Source organism: Tessaracoccus luoxuelianae (assembly GCF_055326245.1).
In genome coordinates this window covers 122,111-140,654 of the sequence record NZ_JBUZNO010000004.1, presented here as the reverse complement: position 1 = coordinate 140,654, position 18,544 = coordinate 122,111, and the positions used below count along the sequence as shown (strand labels likewise).

Below are 18,544 nucleotides of genomic sequence, written 5' to 3'. Positions count from 1 at the left end.
GTGAATTACACACGAGTGATTTTGATCGGTCAAGCCGATCAGGCGAATTGGTCCCCCGCATTCTCCCGCACGAGGGCCACCAGCTCCTTCACGCGCTCCGAATCGGCGAGCGGCGCCACCAGGGTGGCGGTGGGTGTGGAGACCACGAGGCAGTCGCGGAGTCCGATGGTGCCGAGCACGTGCCCGGCGCCCGTGGTGTTGATGAGGACGCATCCCTGCGAGTCCAGCGTGACGGTGGCTCCGTCGACGGCGTTGCCGTGCTCGTCCTGGGTCAGGAGCCCGGCCAGCGAGACGAAACCACCCACGTCGCGCCAGTCGATCGCCAGGCCGACGCTCACCACCTCGGCGTCGGTGCGGCCGAGGGAGGCGGGCTCCATCACGGCGTAGTCCACTGAGATCTTCTGCAGCGTGGGGAAGATCTCGTCGAGGAGCCCCGGATCGGCGACGATGGCGCGCACCTTGGCGGCGGTGTCCGGGAGCAGCTGGTCCAGCTGACCCAGCAGTGTCGCGGCCCGCCACACGAACATGCCGGCGTTCCACCAGTACTCGCCGGTGGCCAGGTACTGCTCGGCCACCTCCCGCGAGGGCTTCTCCTTGAACTCCGCCACCCGGTGCACCCCGGGGAAACCGTCGAGCTCTTCGGCGCGGTGGAGGTAGCCGTAGCCGGTATGGGGCGAGGTGGGCAACACGCCGAGGGTCACCAGCGCATTCGGCCGCTGCTCGGCCACCTCGAACGCCAGTGCGAGGCTGCGCTGGAACTCCTCAACGGGCGTGATCACCTGATCCGCGGTGACCATGGCCACCACCGCCTCGGGGTCCCTGTCCGCGACCACCGCTGCGGACCAGGCCACCGCGTTGAGCGAATCGCGGCCCTCAGGTTCCCCCAGGATGTTTCCGGCGGCCAGTTCGGGCAGCTGCCGGGCCACATCCTCGGCGTAGGCGCGTCCCGTGCACACCAGGATGCGCTCCGGCGGCACCAGGCCGACGAGCCTCTCGTAGGCCAGCCGCAGCAGCGAGGACCCTCCGAAGAGCTCCAGCAGCTGCTTGGGCCTGCCCTGCCTGGACAGCGGCCAGAGGCGGGTGCCGGATCCACCGGCCATGATGACGACGTAGCGCATGGTGGGAGGCTAGCGAATCCGGAGGGGCCAAGGCCCCCAATAGGATCGGTCCATGCTCATCAGCGCCCTCCGCCGTCGCGTCGCCCGTCAGGGCTCGCAGCCCCTCCTCACCTACTACGACGGGCACGACGGCTCCCGGATCGAGCTGTCGGCCGTCACGTTCGCCAACTGGGTGGACAAGACCGCCAACCTCATCGCGGACCTGGGCCACGACGACGGCGAGCCGATCGACGTGGCGCTCGCCGAGACCCACCCGGCGCACTGGGTGACGTTGGTGTGGGTGGCCGCGGCGTGGCAGCGCGGCTGCCCGGTCAACCCGGGGATCTCGGGCGCGGAGCTGCTGGTGGTGGGTCCGGGCGACGACCGCCGCGCGGCCACGACGGTGGCGTGCTCGCTGCACCCGCTGGGGCTGGGTTTCCCGGTGGCCCCTGACGGCGCGGTGGACTTCCGGGAGGCGATGGCGCAGCCGGATGCCCACGACCTCTCCCCGCTCGGCGAGTCGACGGTGTGGGACGGCGCCCCTGTGCCGGCGACGGCGCCCAGAGACGGACGGCTTCTGCTCCTGGATCCGCCCGCGGGCTGGGCCACCGTGGCCGGGGCGCTCGTGGCGCCCGTCCAGGGGTCCGGCTCGACGGTGGTGGCAGTGGGGGTGTCACGGGAACGGGCGGCCGAGATCGCCGCCGCGGAGCGCGCGCTACTGATCTGAGGGCTGCTCCGCCTCGTCCGCCTGCGGCTGGGCCTCCGCCTCGGCCTCGGACTCCGGCTCAGGATCCGGCTCCGGGTCCGGGTCCACCGCCGCGAGGACCGCTCCCCCACCGAGGGTGGCCAGCATCTGACGCACATTGGACAGCTGGGAGGTGATCGAATCGCGGCGCTGGGTCACAGCGGCCAGTTCGCGGTCCGAGTCACGGCGGATGCGATCCGCCCGCGTCCGGGCCTCGCTCACCAACGCGTCGGCCTCACGCTCGGCCTTGACGCGCACGGCCTCGGCCTGCGAGGAGGCGTCTGAGATGATGCGCTGCGCCTCGTTCTCGGCTGCCTGAAGGTTCTCCTCGGCCGCCCGGAGCTGATCGTCGCGCTGGCCCATGGCCGCCGCGAAGTCCGCTGCCGCGGCATCGCGCCGCTCGGCGAGCGTCCGCTCGAAGTCCGCGGCGGCCTGGGCGGCCCTTGCCTGCTGGGACTCGTAGACGGCCTCTGCCTCCTCACGGCGGGTGGCGGCCTCGCGGTCCGCGTGGTCCAGCAGCTCGTCGGCGCGACGCTGGGCGCCGGTGAGGCGCGCCTCCGCGTCGGCCTCGGCGGAGGATCGGGTGTCCACCGCGTAGCGGTCAGCCTCGACGGCGGTGGCCTGCGCGATCCGGGTGGCCTCCTCGATCCGGGCGGCGGCCTCCTCCTGCGCGGCGCGGCGGGTGTCGTCGGCCTCCTCCTCGGCGAGGGAGAGGATCTGGCCCACGCGCTCGCCGAGCTCGGCGAAGGTGGGCCGCGAGGCCACGTGCTGGGCGCGGGCGGCCTCCTCGGCCCGGGCCTGCGCCTCGGCGAGGCGGGCTTCAAGAGCGGCCCGCTCCTGGCCGGCCTCCCGCAGCTGGACGCTCAGCTCACCCAGCTCGGCCCTGGCCGAGTCCAGGGCCTGCTGCAACGTGGCGATCTCGGCGTCGACCTGGGACGGCTCGTAGCCGCGCAGCACGGTACGGAAACTGGGTGTGGTCATGATTCCTCGCTGGGGGTGGGGGTGGTTCCTGGGACGGAAAGTGCTTCGATGACGCCGGAGAGGCTGCTGAGCTGCGCGGTGATGTTATCTCGGCGGCGGGTGAGCCGCGCAACCTCGTCGCGGGCGGACGCGACTGTCTCGCGGGCCCCGGATCGGAGCGCCTCGGCCTCGGTGCGGGCTTCGGCGAGCAGCCTCACCGCCTCCTCGCGGGTGGCACGGGTGCGCTCGAAGGAGGCGCGTTGCGAACGCTCCAGATCCGCTGCCAGCGTCTCGCGCACCAGAGCGGCCGTGGTCTCGGCCTCCGCGGTTCGTTCCTCGGCGCGGCGCACGATCGCTTCGGCCTCGCGTCTGGCCCGGTCCAGCGAATCGGTTGCCCTCGTCTCGGCGTCTGCACGGGTGCGAGTGGCGTGGTCTGCGGCGGCGCGCAGCTCGGCTTCGGCCCGCGCCCGGATGTCGGCGGCGTCCACCTCGGCGGATCGGATGCGTTGCCGGGCCACCTCGACGGCACGGTCCGTGGTCCGCGCGAGCTTGGCCCGCAGTTCCCTGGACCGGGTTGCGTTGGCCAGGTGGGAATCGCGGGTGGAGCGGGCGATGTCGGCCTTGGCTCCATCGAGCAGCGCGGAGACTGTGGTGCGGGCCCAGGCCAGCTGCGCGGCCGCGTCGGCCAGCTGGGCCTGCGAGCGACTCTCCGCGTCGTCGATCAGGCGGGCGGCCTGCGCGGCACCCGCCTCACGCTGGATCTCCACCTCTGCCGCGGCGTCGGCGCGGACCCTGGCCGCCTCGTCGCGCGCCTCCCGGAGCAGGTCGTCCACCTCTGCCGCGCTGCGCCGCGCCTCGGCCTCGGCGTCCGCGCGCACCTTGGCAGCGTCCGCGTCGGCCTGGGCGGCCTGCTCGGCCAGTTCCCGCTCGAAGGCCCGGCGTTCGCGCTCCAGTAGCGCGTCGTGCTCCGCGCGGCGCCGCTCTAACTCCTCGCGGATTCGTCCCGTCTCTGCCTCCGCCTCGGCCACGAGCTCAGCCGCTTGCCGGCGCGCGGCCGCGACCTCCGCCTCAGCCTCGGCGCGGGCGTCGCCGATCACCTCATCGGCTGCGCGCTGCGCGGACTCGGTGATCCGGCCGGCCTGGTCCGCAGCCTCGGTGAGGGCCCGTTGCGCGTCCGCGCGGGCATCGTCGAGCCGGTGACGGACGAACTCGAGTTCGCCTGCCGCCTCGTCGCGCTCCCGGAGGAGGCCGGCGAGTTCCTGCCTGGAGCGCGCCACATCAGCCTCGGCCTCCTCGCGGACCCGGTCCGCCAACCGTTGCGCCTGCAGGAGCAGGCCGCTGGCGGTCTCCGCGGCCCCCATGGTCACTGAGGCAGGCCGCGGACGAACCCGGCCCCCCAGAACAGGTGCATGACGGCGAGCACGACGGGGAACCTGAGCCGCGCGGCCGGGGACAATGACCGGACGCTGGCTGTCGCGGCGGCGACGAACGCGAGGTAGACGGCCGGGGTCAGCAGCAGGCCGGTGAGGGCGTTGTTGCGCAGGATCAGTCCAAGCAGCCCGCCGAGGAGCCCCCCGCCGAGCCCGAGCACGGTGAGTGGAGGCGCCAGGTAGCGCAGCGAAAGGGTCTCCGGGTGACGGCGGGCCACCTCACGGCGCCACTGGCCTGTGGTGTAGAACTGCCTGGCCAGGGCGCGGTAACCGTCCCGCGGGTGATAGACGACGCGCAGGCTGGGCGTGAAGTAGACCAGGTGGCCGGCGTGGCGGAGCCGGTAGTTGAGCTCCCAGTCCTGGGCGCGGTGGAGGGTCTCGTCGAAGGCGCCCACCTCCTGGAGCTTCGCCTTGCGAAACACTCCGAGGAAGACTGTGTCGGCCGGACCCGCCGGGGTGTCGGCGAGGTGGAAGCCGCCGCCACCCAGCCCGAGCCGCGAGTTGTACGCCGCCGCGATGGCCTCCGACAGCGGCGTTGTGCCCTGCGCGTCCATGAGCCCGCCGACGTTGGCGGCCCCGGTCTCCACCAGGAGTGCCACCGCTGTCTCGATGTAGCCGGGGCTGAGCTCGCCGTGCCCGTCGACACGGACGATGATGTCGTGGCTGGAGTGGTCGATGGCGATGTTGAGGCCTGCCGGGGTGAATCCGGTGGGGTTGTCTAGGACGACCACACGGGGGTCCGCGGCGGCGAGCTCGTCGGCGATCTCATGGGTCCGGTCCTCGCTCGGCGCCACCGCGAGCACGATCTCGAGCTCACCCGGGTAACGCTGATCCAGCACGCGCTCCACCGCGGCGCGCAGATGCTTTTCCTCGTTTCGGATGGGCATCACCACGCTGACAGGCTGCACCGAGACTCCTTCCTCCGGTGACAACCTAGCTGACCGAGCAAACGGCGGCCAGATCGGGGGTTTCGGTGAACGGCTTGTCGTCGGCCGCCTGGGCGGAAGGCGAGGCTGCGGCCTCCGACCCGCTCGCCGACGGGGCCGCCGAGGTGGCGGTGGGCTCCGGGGTCGGGGTTGGGGAGAGCTTCTCGTCGACGGTGCTGCGGATCAGCTCGAAGTCCGGGTCCGCCGTGACGATGAGCGGCGGGGAGAAGTTGACCGACGTGATGTTCTGCTCGCGCGCCTTGAGGGCCAGCTCGGCCAGGTCGGCGATCGCGCCGGTGCCGACGTCGGTCTTGAGGAGATCCCCACCCGCCTCGCTGAGCTCGACGAACTTCGTGGCCACCGTCGCCGGGTCGAGTTGCTGGACCATGGCGGACATCACGCACTTCTGGCGCACCATCCGCTCGTAGTCGCTTGACTCGGCGCGGGAGCGGGCGAACCACAGCGCGTGGTAGCCGTCGAGCAGCACGTCTTCGCCGGGGTCGATGTAGCCACTGATCGGGGAACCGCCCCCGCCGATGGGAATCGGCTTGGAGATGTCAAGCCTGATGCCGCCCATGGCGTCGATGAGCGCGCTGAACCCGTGCATATCCACCAGCGCGTAGTAGTTGAGGTCCAGGCCGAGGGTCTCCTCGACCGCCTCCTTCATGGCCTCGAGGCCCGCCTGCCGGCCCGGGTACAGGTCCGCGTGTTCCTCGCCGAGCGTCCAGATGCCGTTGAGCATGCAGCCGTTGTCCTCGCAGACGAAGCCGTCGGGGTACAGCTCGTTCAGGGGCGACGAGTCAGGGAACCGCACCTTCTGCAGGTTGCGTGGTAGGCCGAACAGCACCGTTCGGCCCGTCTGGGCGTCCACGGAGGCCACGTTGATCGAGTCCGGGCGCAGGCCCTGCCGGTCCGCCGCGGAATCCGCCCCCAGGAGGAGGACGTTGTAGCGGCCGTCCTTGATCTCCGCCTCGCCGCCGCCCCCGAAGACCTCGCCGACGTTGCGGGCCGCCACCAGGGCGTTCGCGGCTACCGTGGTGACGCCGCCGACGGCGAGCGCCAGGACCAGCGAGGTGATGGTGAGCACCAGGCGCGGCCGCCTGGGTAGGCGCAGCGGGCGGGCGAGCCGCCAGGAGTCCAGGAGCAGCAGCACCCAGCCCGCGAACAGCACCCACAGCGCGAATCTGACGATCGTGGCCACCCAGGGGGTGAGCAGGACTCCGACGGTGGGGCCGCGCCACAGCCAGAGCCCGAGGAGAACCAGCACGCCGAGCAGCGCCGCCGCGCCGTAGACCCGGCCGGCGATCCGGCCCAGGCCGCGGTTCCCCGCGAAACTCTGCACGGAGCCTGGCACCGCCGCGGACATGAGGATGAACCCGAGGGCGCGCCGCGCGTGGACGGCCTGAGCCTCGGCGGGCTGCGGTAGGGTCACGGGTGCTCCTCTTCGGTGACTCGCCCCAGTTTCGCGCCCTCACCGCGGGAGGCCAAATCTGCCACGCCGTCGGCGCCGGATCTCCGCGGGTATCCTGGCCCGCGGACAGGAGGACCCCGGGTGGTCAATCGCGACGACAACATGGACTGGCTGTACCGGCAGGAGTCTCCGGACGAGCCGGAGCCGACCGCGGTCATGCCCGCCTACCCTCCGCCCACTCGACCCGCCGCGCCAGCCCCGAGCGTCGCGGCTCCCCCGCCTCCGCCCAAGGCGCCGCGGCGCCGCACCCGTCGGCGACGACGCCCGCTGCGGCGGTTCGTCGGCACGATGCTGGTGCTGTGGCTGCTCTTCCTGCTCGTCACGCCGCTGTACGCCTGGGTGATCAGCACCAGGGTGGACGCCACCCCTGCCGGAGACCGGCCCGCCGACCAGCCCGGGACCACTGTCCTGCTGGTGGGCTCGGACGCGCGAGCCGGCGTGGCCGGCGCCCGGACGGACACGATGATGCTGATGCACCGGCCCGCCGTCGGGGACCCGGTGCTGCTGTCGATGCCGCGCGACTCGCTGGTCAGCATCCCGGGGCGATCGGACAACAGGCTCAACGCCGCCTTCGCGTTCGGGGGCGCGCCACTGCTCGTCGAGACGGTGGAGGCCAACACCGGCATCCGTATCGACGGCTACCTCGAGGTGGGCTTCGACGGCGTCGTCGACGTGGTCGACGCCCTCGGCGGGATCGAGGTGTGCCCCACGTTCGACATCGACGACCGCGACTCCCACCTCACGATGTCCGCCGGCTGTCAGAGGGTGAACGGGACCACAGCGCTCGGCTACGTCCGGATGCGTAAGGGCGACCCGAGGGGCGACCTCGGCCGGGTAGACCGCCAGCGCGAGGTGATGGGGGCCATGGCCCGGGAGGTGATCCACCCCATGACCGTGCTCAACCCGGTGCGCTACTGGCAGCTCAACATGGCCGCGGCCCAGTCCCTGGGTCGCGGCGAGGACACCGGGCTGCTGGACATGGCGGCCGTGGCCGCGGGCTTCTTCGCCGCGACCACCGGCTCCGGGATCAGCATGACCGTCCCTGTGGCGGGCACGGGCAACGTGAGCGGGGTCGGCTCAGTGGTCCGCTGGGACGACGCGGCGGCAGCCGAGGTGTTCGCGGCGCTCGCCGCGGGCGACACCACCGGGCTCAGCTCTTAGCGTCCAGGGTCAGGAGTTCTGGCCGGACGCCTCGCGGACGACCGCGCCCTTGGCCCGGGCGGCATCGCGCAGGGACTCCTGGAAGTCCAGCATCCGCTCCATCAGCGCCTCGTCCGAGGCCGCCAGTATCCGCACCGCGAGCAGGCCGGCGTTGCGGGCGTTGCCGATGGCCACCGTCGCGACGGGGACGCCCGCGGGCATCTGCACGATCGACAGCAGCGAGTCCATGCCGTCGAGGAACTTCAGCGCCACCGGAACGCCGATCACGGGCAGCGGGGTGAGGGCGGCGAGCATGCCCGGCAGATGGGCCGCGCCGCCGGCGCCGGCGATGATCACCTTGATGCCGCGCGTGTGGGCCTCGCGGCCGAAGCTCACCATGTCCTCGGGCATGCGGTGCGCCGAGACCACATCGGCCTCGAATGGGACGCCGAACTCGGCGAGCGCATCGGCCGAGGCCGACATGGTGGGCCAGTCCGAATCAGAGCCCATCACGATCGAGACGAGCGGTTCAGGCATTCGGGTCTCCCATCAGGTAGCCGGCCGCGTGGTGCGCCCGGCGGCGGACGTCGTCGAGGTCTGTGCCGAGGCAGGTGACGTGGCCCACCTTCCGGCCGGCCTTCACCTCCTTGCCGTAGAGGTGCACGCGGACTGTGCGGTCGCGCGCGAAGACGTGCATGAGCGCGCCGGTGAGGTCCTTCTCGGCGCCGCCGAGGACATTGGTCATCACCACCACGTCGTCGCGGAGCTCCGGGGAGCCGAGCGGCAGGTCGAGGACGGCCCGGATGTGGTTCTCGAACTGGCTGGTGCGGGCGCCGTCGATGGTCCAGTGGCCGGTGTTGTGGGGGCGCATGGCCAGCTCGTTGACCACGATCCGGCCGTCGCGGGCCTCCATCAACTCCACCGCGAGCACCCCGACGACGCCGAGCTCGGTGGCGATCCGGATGGCCATCTGCTGCAGCCCCGAGGCGCGCTCCGGGTCCAGTCCGGGCGCGGGCGTGACGGTCTCCACGCAGATGCCGTCCGTCTGCACCGTCTCGCTGATCGGGTAAGCCACCACCTGCCCCGAGGGGGAGCGCACGACGATGGCGGAGAGCTCCCGGGAGAAGTCGATGAACTCCTCGGCGACGATGCGGACCCGCTCCCCCGCGGACGTGTGGGCGAGGCCCTCGAACGGAACCTCGGCCTGGTCGTCGTCGTCGAGCTTCCAGACACCCTTGCCGTCGTAGCCCCCACGGGAGGTCTTGGCAATGATGGGCCAGCCCTGGCGTTCCCCGAAGGCGGCCAGATCGTTGACGTTCTCGCACACCGCGAAGGCGGGGCAGGCCACGCCCAGCTCGGCCATCTTCTCCCGCATCAGGGCCTTGTCCTGCGCGTAGACCAGCGCGGCGGGGCCCGGCCGCACGGCCACCTTCCGCGAGATCTCCTCGAGGTGCCGGGTGGGGACGTGTTCGTGGTCGAAGGTGAGCGCGTCGACCCCGTCGGTGAAGGTCATCAGCGTGTCGAGGCTGCGGTAGTCGCCGACGGTGGCGCCCGGGATGACCTGCGCCGCGGACACGTCCGGGCCCTCCGCGAGGAGGCGGACGTCGATGCCCAGCGGGATGGCGGCCTGATGCATCATGCGGGCCAGCTGCCCACCGCCGGCGATGGCCACTGCATAGCGACGAGTCACCGGGGCAGCATACCCAAGCGGCTACTCGTCGTCCTCGTCCTCTTCGCTGAACAGCAGCTCGGTGATGGTCACGTGCACCCGCTCCACGTCCGGCACGTCCGGCAGCCGCAGCGGCTGCCCCGCGGCGGTCTCCAGGATCAGCGTGCCGCAGCCGAGCATCCGGTCCGTGAGCGAGCGCTCGTAGTTGACGTTGTTGATCCGGCGCAGCGGCAGGTCGTGGCCGAGCTTGTTGATGATGCCGCGGCGGGTGATGATGCGGCGGTCCGTGATGGTGTAGGACGAGGTCACCCAGCGCAGGAACGGGATGAGCACCAGGACGAGGAAGAGCACCAGCGCGACGGCGACCGCCACGTAGGTGGCCCACGGCTGCCACTCGGGCGGCACCAGCGCGATGGAGGCGCCGAGCCCGGCGCCCAGGAGGATGAGGATCAGCGCAGGGCCGAGGAGCGCCTTGACGTGGGTGTGCATCGAGGCGATGACCACCTCGTCACGGCCCAGCTGGTTCTTGTCGAGTGCCATGGCGCCAAGTGTGGCACGCGGCCACGACACTCAGGCCAGTGTGGCGTGCACCACGTCGCCCACCGGATAGGTCTCGATGCCGGTGGCGGTGGTGACCTGCAGCCGGCCCCACTCGTCGACGCCGCGGCCGGTCCCCGAGACTCGGCGGTCGCCGTCGAGGATCACGGTCAGCTCAGCGCCGACGGACGCGCACCGCGCCTCGTACTCGGCGCGAAGGTTTCCACGCAGCTGCCAGGAGCGGTAGTGCCGCTCGAAGTGGGTGAGCACGCCCGCGACGATTCGGCTCTGATCGGTCGGGAGCCCCTCCAGCGCCAGCGATGTCGCGGTGGGCACCGGCAGCTGGTCGGCGGCGAGGTCCACGTTGATCCCGATGCCGACGACGGCGCGCGCCCCGTCCGGGTGCTCGATCCGCTCCGACAGGATGCCGCACACCTTGCGCCCCCGGATGAGGACGTCGTTGGGCCACTTCAGCGAGACCGGCGCCCCGCCCCCGGCGAGCTCGCCCACGGCCGACGCGACGGCCATGCCCGCCAGCAGCGAGAGCCAGCCCCACTGCGGGAACTCCTGCTGAGGGGTGAGCAGCAGCGACATCGAGATCGACGTGCCGGGAGGGCTCACCCACTGCCGGTCGAGCCTGCCGCGGCCGGCGGTCTGTTCCTTGGACACAAGGACCGCTCCCTCGCCCGCTCCGGCACGGGCGCGGGCGGCGAGATCCGCGTTCGTCGAGCCGGTGGTCTCGATGACCTCGACCGAGCGCCAGAGCGTCGCGGAGGGGAGCACAGCGGCGATGCGGCCCGCGTCGGGAAGGCTGGACGTCACCGCCACATCGTAGCCAGCGCCACAGGGAGAGCGGCGCCTCTGCGAGTCGTCGCAGGAGGCACTGGACGCCGCACCGGCCGGTGTGACACCGTGGCCAGCACCCTGGACACACCGGCCACGAGCACAGGAGGCAGCGGTCATGACGTCGCCGCACACCACCGTGAGAGTGCTGGTTGCGGCCGTCACGGTGGCATCGCTCGCCCTGTGTCTCACCACCGGACCCGAGGCGGCGAAGGTGCCGGCCACGGCCTGGCCGGTTCTCGTCGCCATGGTCGCGTCCGCGGCCGTCACCACCGTGGCAGTCGCCGGCCTCGGGCAGGGGTGGCGCGGGCTCCGCGCGGTTCTCGTTGCCCTCGCCGTCGTGGCTGCCGCCTATCCCGGCCTGTGGGCGCTGGCTGTGCTCGCCAGCGCGCGGTCCCCAGGCTCGGCGAGCGCCTGGGCCGCGGCCGTCGTCGCGGGGGTCGCGCATCTCCCGCTCATCGGCGCATTCTCCGTGGTTCCGCTCCTCAGCGTCCGCTACCTCGGCCGCGGCACCGGGCGTGCCCTCCTGGTGGCCGTGGTAGCCCTGGCAGTGGGGGCCGCAACCTCGTTCGCGCTGTTCTTCGACGACTTCGAGCCGCTCGCCGCTTCGGCCCCCCTACCCTCGAGCAGCGGCGAGCAGGTGGGCATGGCCATCAACGTCGGCTATCTCGCCACGGTCCTGCTCGGCCCAGCGGTCGCGGTGTTCGCCACCTGGCGAAGCGCCCCCGACGTGGCCGCGGCCCGTCGCCTGGCCCTGGTCGCGGGGTCCGCGCTCACCGGCACGCTCCTGGTCATGGTCTGCGGCGCCCTGGGCGGCACCTCTCCACTGGCGGGAACGGTGGTCCTCGTCGGCATGTATGCGGCGTTCAGCATCGTCGTGGCGGGGTGCGTCCGGGCCCTGGCCATCGAGCTGACGGAGCCGACGATGGCGTCGAGCGAGGCCGCCGCCCGCGACCCGGACACGGCGGACGAGCCGGTGTCTTCCCCGGTCCCCGGCGGGCTGTCGATGCTCACGGCTCGCGAGCGGGAGGTACTCGCGTTGTTGGCTGAGGGGCTCTCCAACGCCGGGATCGCCGCCAGGCTCGTCCTCTCCGAGCGCACCGTGGACGCGCACCTGCGCTCGGTGTTCGTGAAACTCGACCTTCCTCAGGGCGCCCACCACAATCGGCGCGTCCAGGCGGGCAACGCCTACCGGGCATCGGTCGACACGTCCGCGGCGTGACGCGGCCCGGCCCCGGACAGGCGACTTAGGCGAAAGGGCCGATGCGGGTCCCAGGGCGCCGCTCCTACGGTCGAAGGCATCGCCATCGGCTCGAGAAGGAGACTCCCATGTCCCGCCCCCTCACCCTGCTGGCCCTCGTGTGGGCACCGTTCCTGTCGATCTTCGTGTTCGCGTCCCAGGGGGACACGAGTGCCCTGCACATCGCCTCCCACCTCCTGGCGCTCGCCCTGCTCATCCCCGCGTCCCTCCTCACGTGGCGGATGCGGCCGGAGGCGCCCGGGAGGGCGTCGCGGTGGATCCTGACCATCCTCTCGGCCAGCGTGCCGGTCGCGGTGCTCGGCCACGTGGGCGAGCTGGCCGTGGCAGTTCTCCGGCTGGCCGAGGACGGCTGGGTGAACCTCGACACGGCCGATATCTGGGAGCACGGCCCGCACGTCACGATCGCCAGTGTGACGATCCCGGCGATGATGCTGAGCATGCTGCTGACCGTCGCCCTGGCGGCTCTCTCGCTGCTCGGTCGACGCTCCAGGCCCGGGACCGTCGAGCCAAGCCACCCCACAATCTGAGCGGCCGGAGGGAGTGGCCCGTCCCGCCGCTATGGTGACCCCATGGAGATCGACATCCACACCACTGCCGGTCGGATCGCGAATCTCGGAGTGCGCATCGATGAAGCTGTGCACGCCGGTTCGGCCGAAGCGGTGGAGAAGCAGCATGCCAAGGGGAAGATGACCGCCCGAGAGCGGATCATGGCCCTCCTCGACGAAGGAAGCTTCGCCGAGTTCGACCAGTTCTCACGTCACCGCACCACCGCCTTCGGGATGGACGCCCGCCGTCCGTTCGGCGACGGCGTCATCACCGGCACCGGCTCCATCCACGGCCGCCCGGTGTGCGTGTTCAGCCAGGACGTCACCATCTTCGGTGGCGCGCTGGGCCAGGTGTACGGCGAGAAAATCGTGAAGATCCAGGACTTCGCGCTCAAGACGGGGGTGCCGATCATCGGCATCAACGAGGGCGGCGGGGCCAGGATCCAGGAAGGGGTGGTCTCGCTCGCGCTCTACGGGGAGATCTTCAAGCGCAACACGCGCGCCTCGGGCGTGATTCCGCAGATCTCGCTCATCATGGGCGCGGCCGCCGGCGGCCACGTCTACGGGCCGGCCCTGACGGACTTCGTCGTCATGGTGGACAAGACCTCGCAGATGTTCATCACCGGCCCGGAGGTCATCAAGACCGTCACCGGCGAGGACGTCTCCATGGAGGAGCTCGGCGGCGGCCGCACCCACAACACCAAGTCCGGCAACGCCCACTACCTCGCCGCGGACGAGAACGACGCCATCGAGTACGTCCGTGAACTGCTCACCTACCTGCCGCAGAACAACCTGGAGGATCCGCCGCTCTTCGACGACGAGGAGGTGGACCTCACCATCACCGATCACGACCGCGAGCTCGACCTGCTCGTCCCCGATGCGGCCAACCAGCCCTACGACATGCGCGAGGTCATCCGCAACGTCCTCGACGACGACGAGTTCCTCGAGGTCATGCCGCTGTTCGCGGGCTCGATCATCGTGGGCTTCGGCAGGATCGAGGGCCGCTCCATCGGCATCGTCGCCAACCAGCCCACCGTGTTCGCGGGCTGCCTGGACATCGACTCGGCGGAGAAGGCGGCGCGGTTCGTCCGCACCTGCGACGCGTTCAACATCCCCGTCCTCACCTTCGTCGACGTGCCCGGCTTCCTGCCCGGCGTCGGCCAGGAGCACCAGGGGATCATCCGCCGCGGCGCCAAGCTGATCTACGCGTACGCGGAGGCGACCGTGCCACTGCTGACGGTGATCACCCGCAAGGCCTACGGCGGCGCGTACGTGGTGATGGGCTCCAAGCACCTGGGCGCCGACATCAATCTCGCCTGGCCCACCGCGCAGATCGCGGTGATGGGCGGTCAGGGCGCGGTCAACATCCTTTACCGCAAGCAGATCGCTGCGGCCGAGGACCCGGACACCGAGCGCGCCCGGCTCATCCAGGAGTACGACGATGAGCTCACCAACCCCTACGTGGCGGCGGACCGCGGATACATCGATCAGGTGATCTACCCGCACGAGACGCGGGCACAGGTGATCCGGGCTCTGCGGCTGCTGCGCAGCAAGCGCGAGGCCCTCCCGCCGAAGAAGCACGGGAACATTCCGCTATGACCGAGCCGATGGCCCTGCGCGGCGCGCACCTGAGCGAGGAGGAGGTGGCGGCCGTCGTCGCGGTGCTCCACGCCTCCGCGGGGGCGGAGCAGCTCCGCTCACCGGACGACAGGCCGCTGGCCGGCGGCTGGAAGTCCTACTATCGCACCGTCCGCTCGCCGCTCATGGGCGGGCGGGACGCCTGGCGGACCTACCACAGGATGTGACGATGCGCTTCATCCTCGCCTCCAAGTCCCCCGCGCGGCTTGCTGTGCTGCGCCGGGCTGGGCTTGACCCTGAGGTGATCGTCTCCGGATTCGACGAGCGCCAGGTCCTCGACCCGGTGCCCACCAGGCTCGCCGCCCGGCTCGCCGAGTTCAAGGGCGCCGCGGTCATCCCGCAACTCCACGGCGACTTCGTGCTCCTCGCCTGCGACTCGGTACTCGAGTTCGAGGGCCGCGCGCACGGCAAGCCCGGATCGCGGGAGGCGGCGACCGAGCGGTGGCGGCGGATGCGCGGTCGCGAGGGTCTCCTGCATACCGGTCACTTCGTCGCGGTCCGGCAGGGCGGCGAGGAGACGCGCTCCATCCAGGTGGGGTCCACCGTGGTGCGGTTCGCGGACCTGCCCGACGACGAGATCGAGGCCTACGCGGCCACCGGCGAGCCGCAGCGGGTCGCCGGCGGGTTCACCATCGACGGGCGAGGCGGCGCCTACGTCACCTCCATCGAGGGCGATCCCTACAACGTCGTCGGGGTGTCGCTGCCGCTGTTCCGGCAGATGGTCATCGACGCCGGCGTGCCCTGGCAGTCGCTCTGGCGCTGAACGGGCGCCAGTACAGTTGGCCCGTGCTCCGGATCACCCTCGCCGTCGTCGGCCTGCTCGCGGTGGCGGGCTGCTCGGCGCCGCCGCTCCCGTCCACGCCGACGCCGTCGGTGGCCGTCAGCGCCCTCACCGAGGCACCGGCTGACGGCGTGCTGCTCTCGGATCTCGGTTTCCTCAACGCGCCTGCCGGCTTCTCGATTCCGCGGGACGCCGAGATTGAGGAGCGGGTGGACAGCGGCAACAACATCACGGTCGTCCTGAGCTCCCCGACCGGCGACGAGGTGGCCGAGTATCTGCGCCGCCACCTCCCCGCCATGGGCTTCACCGTCACAGCAGACGCGGGAGGGTCGCTGCTGTTCGAGTCGGCGGTCCACGACGGCGCGTTCACCGTGACCGGGGAGCTGTCGGCGCTCAGCCTGCGCACAGACCGCGGCGCCTAGGCTGAGGCCATGGAACTGCTGACCCTGGTGGTGTACGCCGTCGCGGGATTCCTCGCGGGCACCGCACTGTCGATCACCATCTCGGTAGTGATGAGCTTCATCGTGCGCCGCAGGAAGGGACTCGCGTTCGTGTCGCGGCGCCTCAAGGTGCCCCAACGGCTGCTCTTCACGCTCGCCGGAACGGGCCTCGGTGTGGGCATCGCGACGGCCGACCCTGAACCGACGTGGCGGCCCCTCTTCATGCAGGGCCTGCTCATCGTGATCATTCTGGCCGGTGCCTACCTGGGCACGGGCGTCATCAAGGCGGTGGAGGACGGCATCGTCGCCGGTGCACGGGAGGAGGAGGGCACCGACACATCGCGCTTCCGCCGGGTACGCACCCAGATGCAGGTGGTGGCCCGGGTCCTGATCGCGGTGCTCTGGACCATCGCCCTGGGCTGGGCGCTGTTCACCTTCCCCGCGTTGCGCACTCTGGGCGCGTCGCTGTTCGCGTCGGCGGGCCTGCTGTCCATCGTCGCCGGCCTGGCCGCGCAGTCGACGCTGTCCAACGTGTTCGCCGGCATGCAGCTGGCCTTCAGCGACGCGCTGCGCGTGGGAGATCTGGTGGTCTTCGACGGCGAGATGGGCACGGTGGAGGAGATCACCCTCACCTATGTGGTCGTGGGCACCTGGGATCAGCGCCGCTGGATCGTGCCCAGCACGTCGTTCACCACCCAGGCCTTTGAGAACTGGACCCGCGGGCAGGCCCATCTGTACGGCACCGTGGAGTTCGATCTGGACTGGCTGGTTCCCGTCGAGGCGATGCGCGTGGAGCTCCACCACATCGTTGAGGCCAGCCCCCTGTGGGACAGGAAGACCGTGAGCCTGCAGGTCACCGACGCCACCGGTGGGCCCGTGCGGCTGTACGCCGTGGTCTCGGCCGCAAGCTCCGGCGACCTGTGGGATCTGCGCTGCCACGTCCGGGAACAGCTCATCTCGTGGGTCCAGCGGCACGCGATCTACGCGCTCCCACGCACCCGCCTCGAGCCGGAGACCACCCCGGCACCGCCCATTGAGGAGCGCGACGAGTTCGTGGACCAGATGGTCACGGAGTACGAGGCGGAGAAGGCCCAGGCGGAGTCGGGCATCGAGACCGCCGTCATGCCCGCCGTCCGCCAGGGGGAGGCCCCGCCGCGACCCTGGTTCCAGGCCCTGCGGGACCGCTGACCCGGTTCGGGTCCAGTGTCGCGGACCTGTCGCCGCGTGGCCCCCTGGCGTGGATAGACTCCTGACAAAGCCAAATAGAGGAGGTCCTAGAGTGGGCAACGTCGCCGTCTCCAAGGTTCTGGTCGCCAACCGAGGCGAGATCGCCGTACGTGTCATCCGCGCCGCACGGGACGCCGGCATCGCGTCGGTGGCCGTCTACGCGGACTCGGATTCCGAATCGCTCTTCGTGAAGCTCGCGGACGAGGCGTTCGCCCTCAACGGCGCCACCCCTGCAGACACCTACCTCAACATCCCCAAGCTGCTCGACGTTGCCGCCCGCTCCGGCGCCAACGCGGTGCACCCCGGCTACGGCTTCCTCGCGGAGAACGCGCACTTCGCCCAGGCCGTCATGGACGCCGGCCTGATCTGGATCGGCCCTCCCCCGGCAGCCATCGAGGCGCTCGGAGACAAGGTCCAGGCCCGCCACATCGCGCAGAGGGTAGGGGCGCCGCTCGTGCCCGGCACCGCTGATCCGGTCGCCAACGCCGAGGAGGTGGTCGCGTTCGCGACTGAGCATGGCCTCCCGATCGCCATCAAGGCCGCGTTCGGCGGCGGCGGTCGCGGCCTGAAGGTGGCCCGGACGCTGGAGGAGGTGCCGGAGATGTTCGAGTCCGCCACCCGCGAGGCCGTCACCGCCTTCGGACGCGGCGAATGCTTCGTCGAGCGATACCTGGACAAGCCGCGCCACGTGGAGACACAGTGCCTGGCAGACAGCCACGGCAACGTCGTGGTGGTGTCCACCCGGGACTGCTCGCTACAGCGGCGGCACCAGAAGCTCGTCGAGGAGGCGCCAGCGCCCTTCCTCACCGAGCATCAGGTGTCCCGGCTGTATGAGTCGAGCAAGGCCATCCTCCGGGAGGCGGGGTACGTGGGCGCCGGCACCTGCGAGTTCCTCGTCGCCCTCGACGGCACCATCTCGTTCCTCGAGGTCAACACCCGCCTCCAGGTGGAGCACCCGGTCTCGGAGGAGGTCACCCGGATCGACCTCGTGCGGGAGATGTTCCGCATCGCCGCCGGCGAGGAGCTCGGCTACCCGGACCCGGAGGTGCACGGCCACTCCATCGAGTTCCGCATCAACGCCGAGGACGCCGGCCGCAACTTCATGCCCGCCCCTGGCACCCTGGTCAAGTGGCATGCCCCCACCGGGCCTGGTGTCCGGGTCGACGAGGGCTACCACGTAGGCATGACCGTCCCCGGCGCGTTCGACTCGCTGGTGGCCAAGCTGATCGTCACCGGGGCGGATCGGGACCAGGCGATCGCCCGCTCCCGTCGCGCCCTGGCCGAGCTGCAGATCGAGGGTATGCCCACCGTCGTGCCGTTCCATCAGGCCGTCCTCAACGATCCGGCCTACACGGCCCCAGACGGCCACTTCGGGGTGCACACGCGCTGGATCGAGACCGAATTCACTGGAGAGATCGCTCCCTACACCGGGGTGCTGGGCGAGGCAGACGATGTGCCCGAGCCGGAGATCGTCACCGTCGAGGTCAACGGCAAGCGGGTGGAGGTGAAGCTGCCCGGCGGCTTCGGTGCCCGACCCGCCTCCTCGAAGGCAGTGCGGAAGCCCACCAAGCGTGACCGCGGCGGCAGCAGAGTCTCCGCCCCCTCCGGCAACGCGCTCACCTCCCCCATGCAGGGCACCATCGTCAAGGTGGCCGTCGAAGAGGGGCAGCAGGTCGGCGAGGGCGAGACCATCGCGGTGATCGAGGCCATGAAGATGGAGCAGCCGCTCAACGCCCACCGCGACGGCGTCATCGTCGGGCTGAGTGTGGAGGCCGGCCAGGCGGTCACAGCCGGGGAGGTGCTCTGCGAGATCGTCGACGCCGAGTGAGCCACG

General features: G+C 71.1%; 19 protein-coding genes. 10 read left to right on the top strand and 9 right to left on the bottom strand.

Annotation, left to right across the window (positions count from 1 at the left end; translation table 11 throughout):
• Positions 1–38 precede the first annotated feature (38 nt).
• Entirely contained in the window at positions 39–1,118 is a 1,080-nt protein-coding gene (locus ACZK39_RS07525; RefSeq protein WP_463612955.1) for a mannose-1-phosphate guanylyltransferase, read from the bottom strand.
• A gap of 52 nt (positions 1,119–1,170) precedes the next feature.
• On the opposite strand from ACZK39_RS07525, the gene ACZK39_RS07520 reads away from it, so the two are divergent.
• Complete coding sequence (locus ACZK39_RS07520; RefSeq protein ID WP_459054775.1) at positions 1,171–1,824, top strand: TIGR03089 family protein; 654 nt, start codon at positions 1,171–1,173, stop codon at positions 1,822–1,824.
• Here the strand turns inward: ACZK39_RS07520 and ACZK39_RS07515 are convergent.
• The 4 genes from ACZK39_RS07515 to ACZK39_RS07500 are packed head-to-tail and all read right to left on the bottom strand — an operon-like array spanning position 1,813 to position 6,590.
• The gene (locus tag ACZK39_RS07515; protein ID WP_459054776.1) at positions 1,813–2,823 is read right to left on the bottom strand and encodes a DivIVA domain-containing protein; all 1,011 of its coding nucleotides are present in this window, start codon (positions 2,821–2,823) and stop codon (positions 1,813–1,815) included. The genes ACZK39_RS07520 and ACZK39_RS07515 overlap by 12 nt on opposite strands.
• On the bottom strand, positions 2,820–4,169 hold the full coding sequence (locus tag ACZK39_RS07510) for a coiled-coil domain-containing protein (protein WP_463612954.1): 1,350 nt from the start codon (positions 4,167–4,169) through the stop codon (positions 2,820–2,822). Before ACZK39_RS07510 ends, ACZK39_RS07515 begins: the two co-directional genes overlap by 4 nt.
• Positions 4,166–5,140, bottom strand: coding sequence for a glycosyltransferase family 2 protein (locus tag ACZK39_RS07505; protein WP_463612953.1), 975 nt, complete (start codon positions 5,138–5,140; stop codon positions 4,166–4,168). Before ACZK39_RS07505 ends, ACZK39_RS07510 begins: the two co-directional genes overlap by 4 nt.
• Before the next feature lie 25 nt (positions 5,141–5,165).
• A complete protein-coding gene (locus tag ACZK39_RS07500; protein WP_463612952.1) occupies positions 5,166–6,590 on the bottom strand; it encodes an LCP family protein in 1,425 nt (474 codons plus the stop codon).
• A gap of 120 nt (positions 6,591–6,710) precedes the next feature.
• Between ACZK39_RS07500 and ACZK39_RS07495 the strand changes: the two genes are divergently transcribed.
• A complete protein-coding gene (locus ACZK39_RS07495) occupies positions 6,711–7,790 on the top strand; it encodes an LCP family protein (protein ID WP_370586063.1) in 1,080 nt (359 codons plus the stop codon).
• Between the two features lie 9 nt (positions 7,791–7,799).
• Here ACZK39_RS07495 and purE read toward each other — a convergent pair whose 3' ends face one another.
• The 4 genes from purE to ACZK39_RS07475 all read right to left on the bottom strand — a co-directional run bounded on the left by purE (position 7,800) and on the right by ACZK39_RS07475 (position 10,797).
• The gene (gene purE / locus ACZK39_RS07490; RefSeq protein WP_182784723.1) at positions 7,800–8,306 is read right to left on the bottom strand and encodes a 5-(carboxyamino)imidazole ribonucleotide mutase; all 507 of its coding nucleotides are present in this window, start codon (positions 8,304–8,306) and stop codon (positions 7,800–7,802) included.
• Complete coding sequence (locus ACZK39_RS07485; protein ID WP_459056587.1) at positions 8,299–9,408, bottom strand: 5-(carboxyamino)imidazole ribonucleotide synthase; 1,110 nt, start codon at positions 9,406–9,408, stop codon at positions 8,299–8,301. Before ACZK39_RS07485 ends, purE begins: the two co-directional genes overlap by 8 nt.
• Before the next feature lie 72 nt (positions 9,409–9,480).
• The gene (locus tag ACZK39_RS07480) at positions 9,481–9,978 is read right to left on the bottom strand and encodes a PH domain-containing protein (protein WP_182784720.1); all 498 of its coding nucleotides are present in this window, start codon (positions 9,976–9,978) and stop codon (positions 9,481–9,483) included.
• Positions 9,979–10,008: 30 nt separating this feature from the next.
• Positions 10,009–10,797 carry a biotin--[acetyl-CoA-carboxylase] ligase gene (locus tag ACZK39_RS07475; RefSeq protein WP_220491095.1) on the bottom strand — a complete coding sequence of 263 codons (789 nt, stop codon included), beginning with the start codon at positions 10,795–10,797 and terminating at the stop codon, positions 10,009–10,011.
• Between the two features lie 139 nt (positions 10,798–10,936).
• On the opposite strand from ACZK39_RS07475, the gene ACZK39_RS07470 reads away from it, so the two are divergent.
• The 8 genes from ACZK39_RS07470 to ACZK39_RS07435 all read left to right on the top strand — a co-directional run bounded on the left by ACZK39_RS07470 (position 10,937) and on the right by ACZK39_RS07435 (position 18,538).
• The gene (locus ACZK39_RS07470; RefSeq protein WP_255422422.1) at positions 10,937–12,040 is read left to right on the top strand and encodes a response regulator transcription factor; all 1,104 of its coding nucleotides are present in this window, start codon (positions 10,937–10,939) and stop codon (positions 12,038–12,040) included.
• A gap of 107 nt (positions 12,041–12,147) precedes the next feature.
• Positions 12,148–12,606, top strand: coding sequence for a hypothetical protein (locus tag ACZK39_RS07465; RefSeq protein ID WP_182799337.1), 459 nt, complete (start codon positions 12,148–12,150; stop codon positions 12,604–12,606).
• 42 nt (positions 12,607–12,648) lie between these two features.
• Positions 12,649–14,223, top strand: a complete 1,575-nt coding sequence (locus ACZK39_RS07460; RefSeq protein ID WP_182784942.1) for an acyl-CoA carboxylase subunit beta — start codon at positions 12,649–12,651, stop codon at positions 14,221–14,223.
• Entirely contained in the window at positions 14,220–14,429 is a 210-nt protein-coding gene (locus tag ACZK39_RS07455) for an acyl-CoA carboxylase epsilon subunit (protein WP_255422434.1), read from the top strand. The genes ACZK39_RS07460 and ACZK39_RS07455 overlap by 4 nt, the downstream gene beginning before the upstream one ends.
• Before the next feature lie 2 nt (positions 14,430–14,431).
• Positions 14,432–15,025 carry a Maf family protein gene (locus tag ACZK39_RS07450; RefSeq protein WP_182784944.1) on the top strand — a complete coding sequence of 198 codons (594 nt, stop codon included), beginning with the start codon at positions 14,432–14,434 and terminating at the stop codon, positions 15,023–15,025.
• A gap of 23 nt (positions 15,026–15,048) precedes the next feature.
• Positions 15,049–15,465: a hypothetical protein gene (locus tag ACZK39_RS07445; RefSeq protein ID WP_182799336.1), complete on the top strand. Its 417-nt coding sequence runs from the start codon at positions 15,049–15,051 to the stop codon at positions 15,463–15,465.
• Positions 15,466–15,474: 9 nt separating this feature from the next.
• Positions 15,475–16,671 (top strand): mechanosensitive ion channel family protein, encoded by a 1,197-nt coding sequence (locus tag ACZK39_RS07440; RefSeq protein ID WP_463612951.1) that lies wholly within the window; start codon positions 15,475–15,477, stop codon positions 16,669–16,671.
• 91 nt (positions 16,672–16,762) lie between these two features.
• On the top strand, positions 16,763–18,538 hold the full coding sequence (locus ACZK39_RS07435; protein WP_459054783.1) for an acetyl-CoA carboxylase biotin carboxylase subunit: 1,776 nt from the start codon (positions 16,763–16,765) through the stop codon (positions 18,536–18,538).
• Positions 18,539–18,544 lie beyond the last annotated feature (6 nt).

Excerpts from the sequence above, each read along its gene's own strand:
- ACZK39_RS07525 (WP_463612955.1), bottom strand. The coding sequence starts at position 1,118 with ATGCGCTACGTCGTCATCATGGCCGGTGGATCCGGCACCCGCCTCTGG.
- ACZK39_RS07520 (WP_459054775.1), top strand. The coding sequence starts at position 1,171 with ATGCTCATCAGCGCCCTCCGCCGTCGCGTCGCCCGTCAGGGCTCGCAG.
- ACZK39_RS07515 (WP_459054776.1), bottom strand. The coding sequence starts at position 2,823 with ATGACCACACCCAGTTTCCGTACCGTGCTGCGCGGCTACGAGCCGTCC.
- purE (WP_182784723.1), bottom strand. The coding sequence starts at position 8,306 with ATGCCTGAACCGCTCGTCTCGATCGTGATGGGCTCTGATTCGGACTGG.
- ACZK39_RS07485 (WP_459056587.1), bottom strand. The coding sequence starts at position 9,408 with ATGATGCATCAGGCCGCCATCCCGCTGGGCATCGACGTCCGCCTCCTC.
- ACZK39_RS07480 (WP_182784720.1), bottom strand. The coding sequence starts at position 9,978 with ATGGCACTCGACAAGAACCAGCTGGGCCGTGACGAGGTGGTCATCGCC.
- ACZK39_RS07470 (WP_255422422.1), top strand. The coding sequence starts at position 10,937 with ATGACGTCGCCGCACACCACCGTGAGAGTGCTGGTTGCGGCCGTCACG.
- ACZK39_RS07465 (WP_182799337.1), top strand. The coding sequence starts at position 12,148 with ATGTCCCGCCCCCTCACCCTGCTGGCCCTCGTGTGGGCACCGTTCCTG.
- ACZK39_RS07460 (WP_182784942.1), top strand. The coding sequence starts at position 12,649 with ATGGAGATCGACATCCACACCACTGCCGGTCGGATCGCGAATCTCGGA.
- ACZK39_RS07455 (WP_255422434.1), top strand. The coding sequence starts at position 14,220 with ATGACCGAGCCGATGGCCCTGCGCGGCGCGCACCTGAGCGAGGAGGAG.
- ACZK39_RS07450 (WP_182784944.1), top strand. The coding sequence starts at position 14,432 with ATGCGCTTCATCCTCGCCTCCAAGTCCCCCGCGCGGCTTGCTGTGCTG.
- ACZK39_RS07440 (WP_463612951.1), top strand. The coding sequence starts at position 15,475 with ATGGAACTGCTGACCCTGGTGGTGTACGCCGTCGCGGGATTCCTCGCG.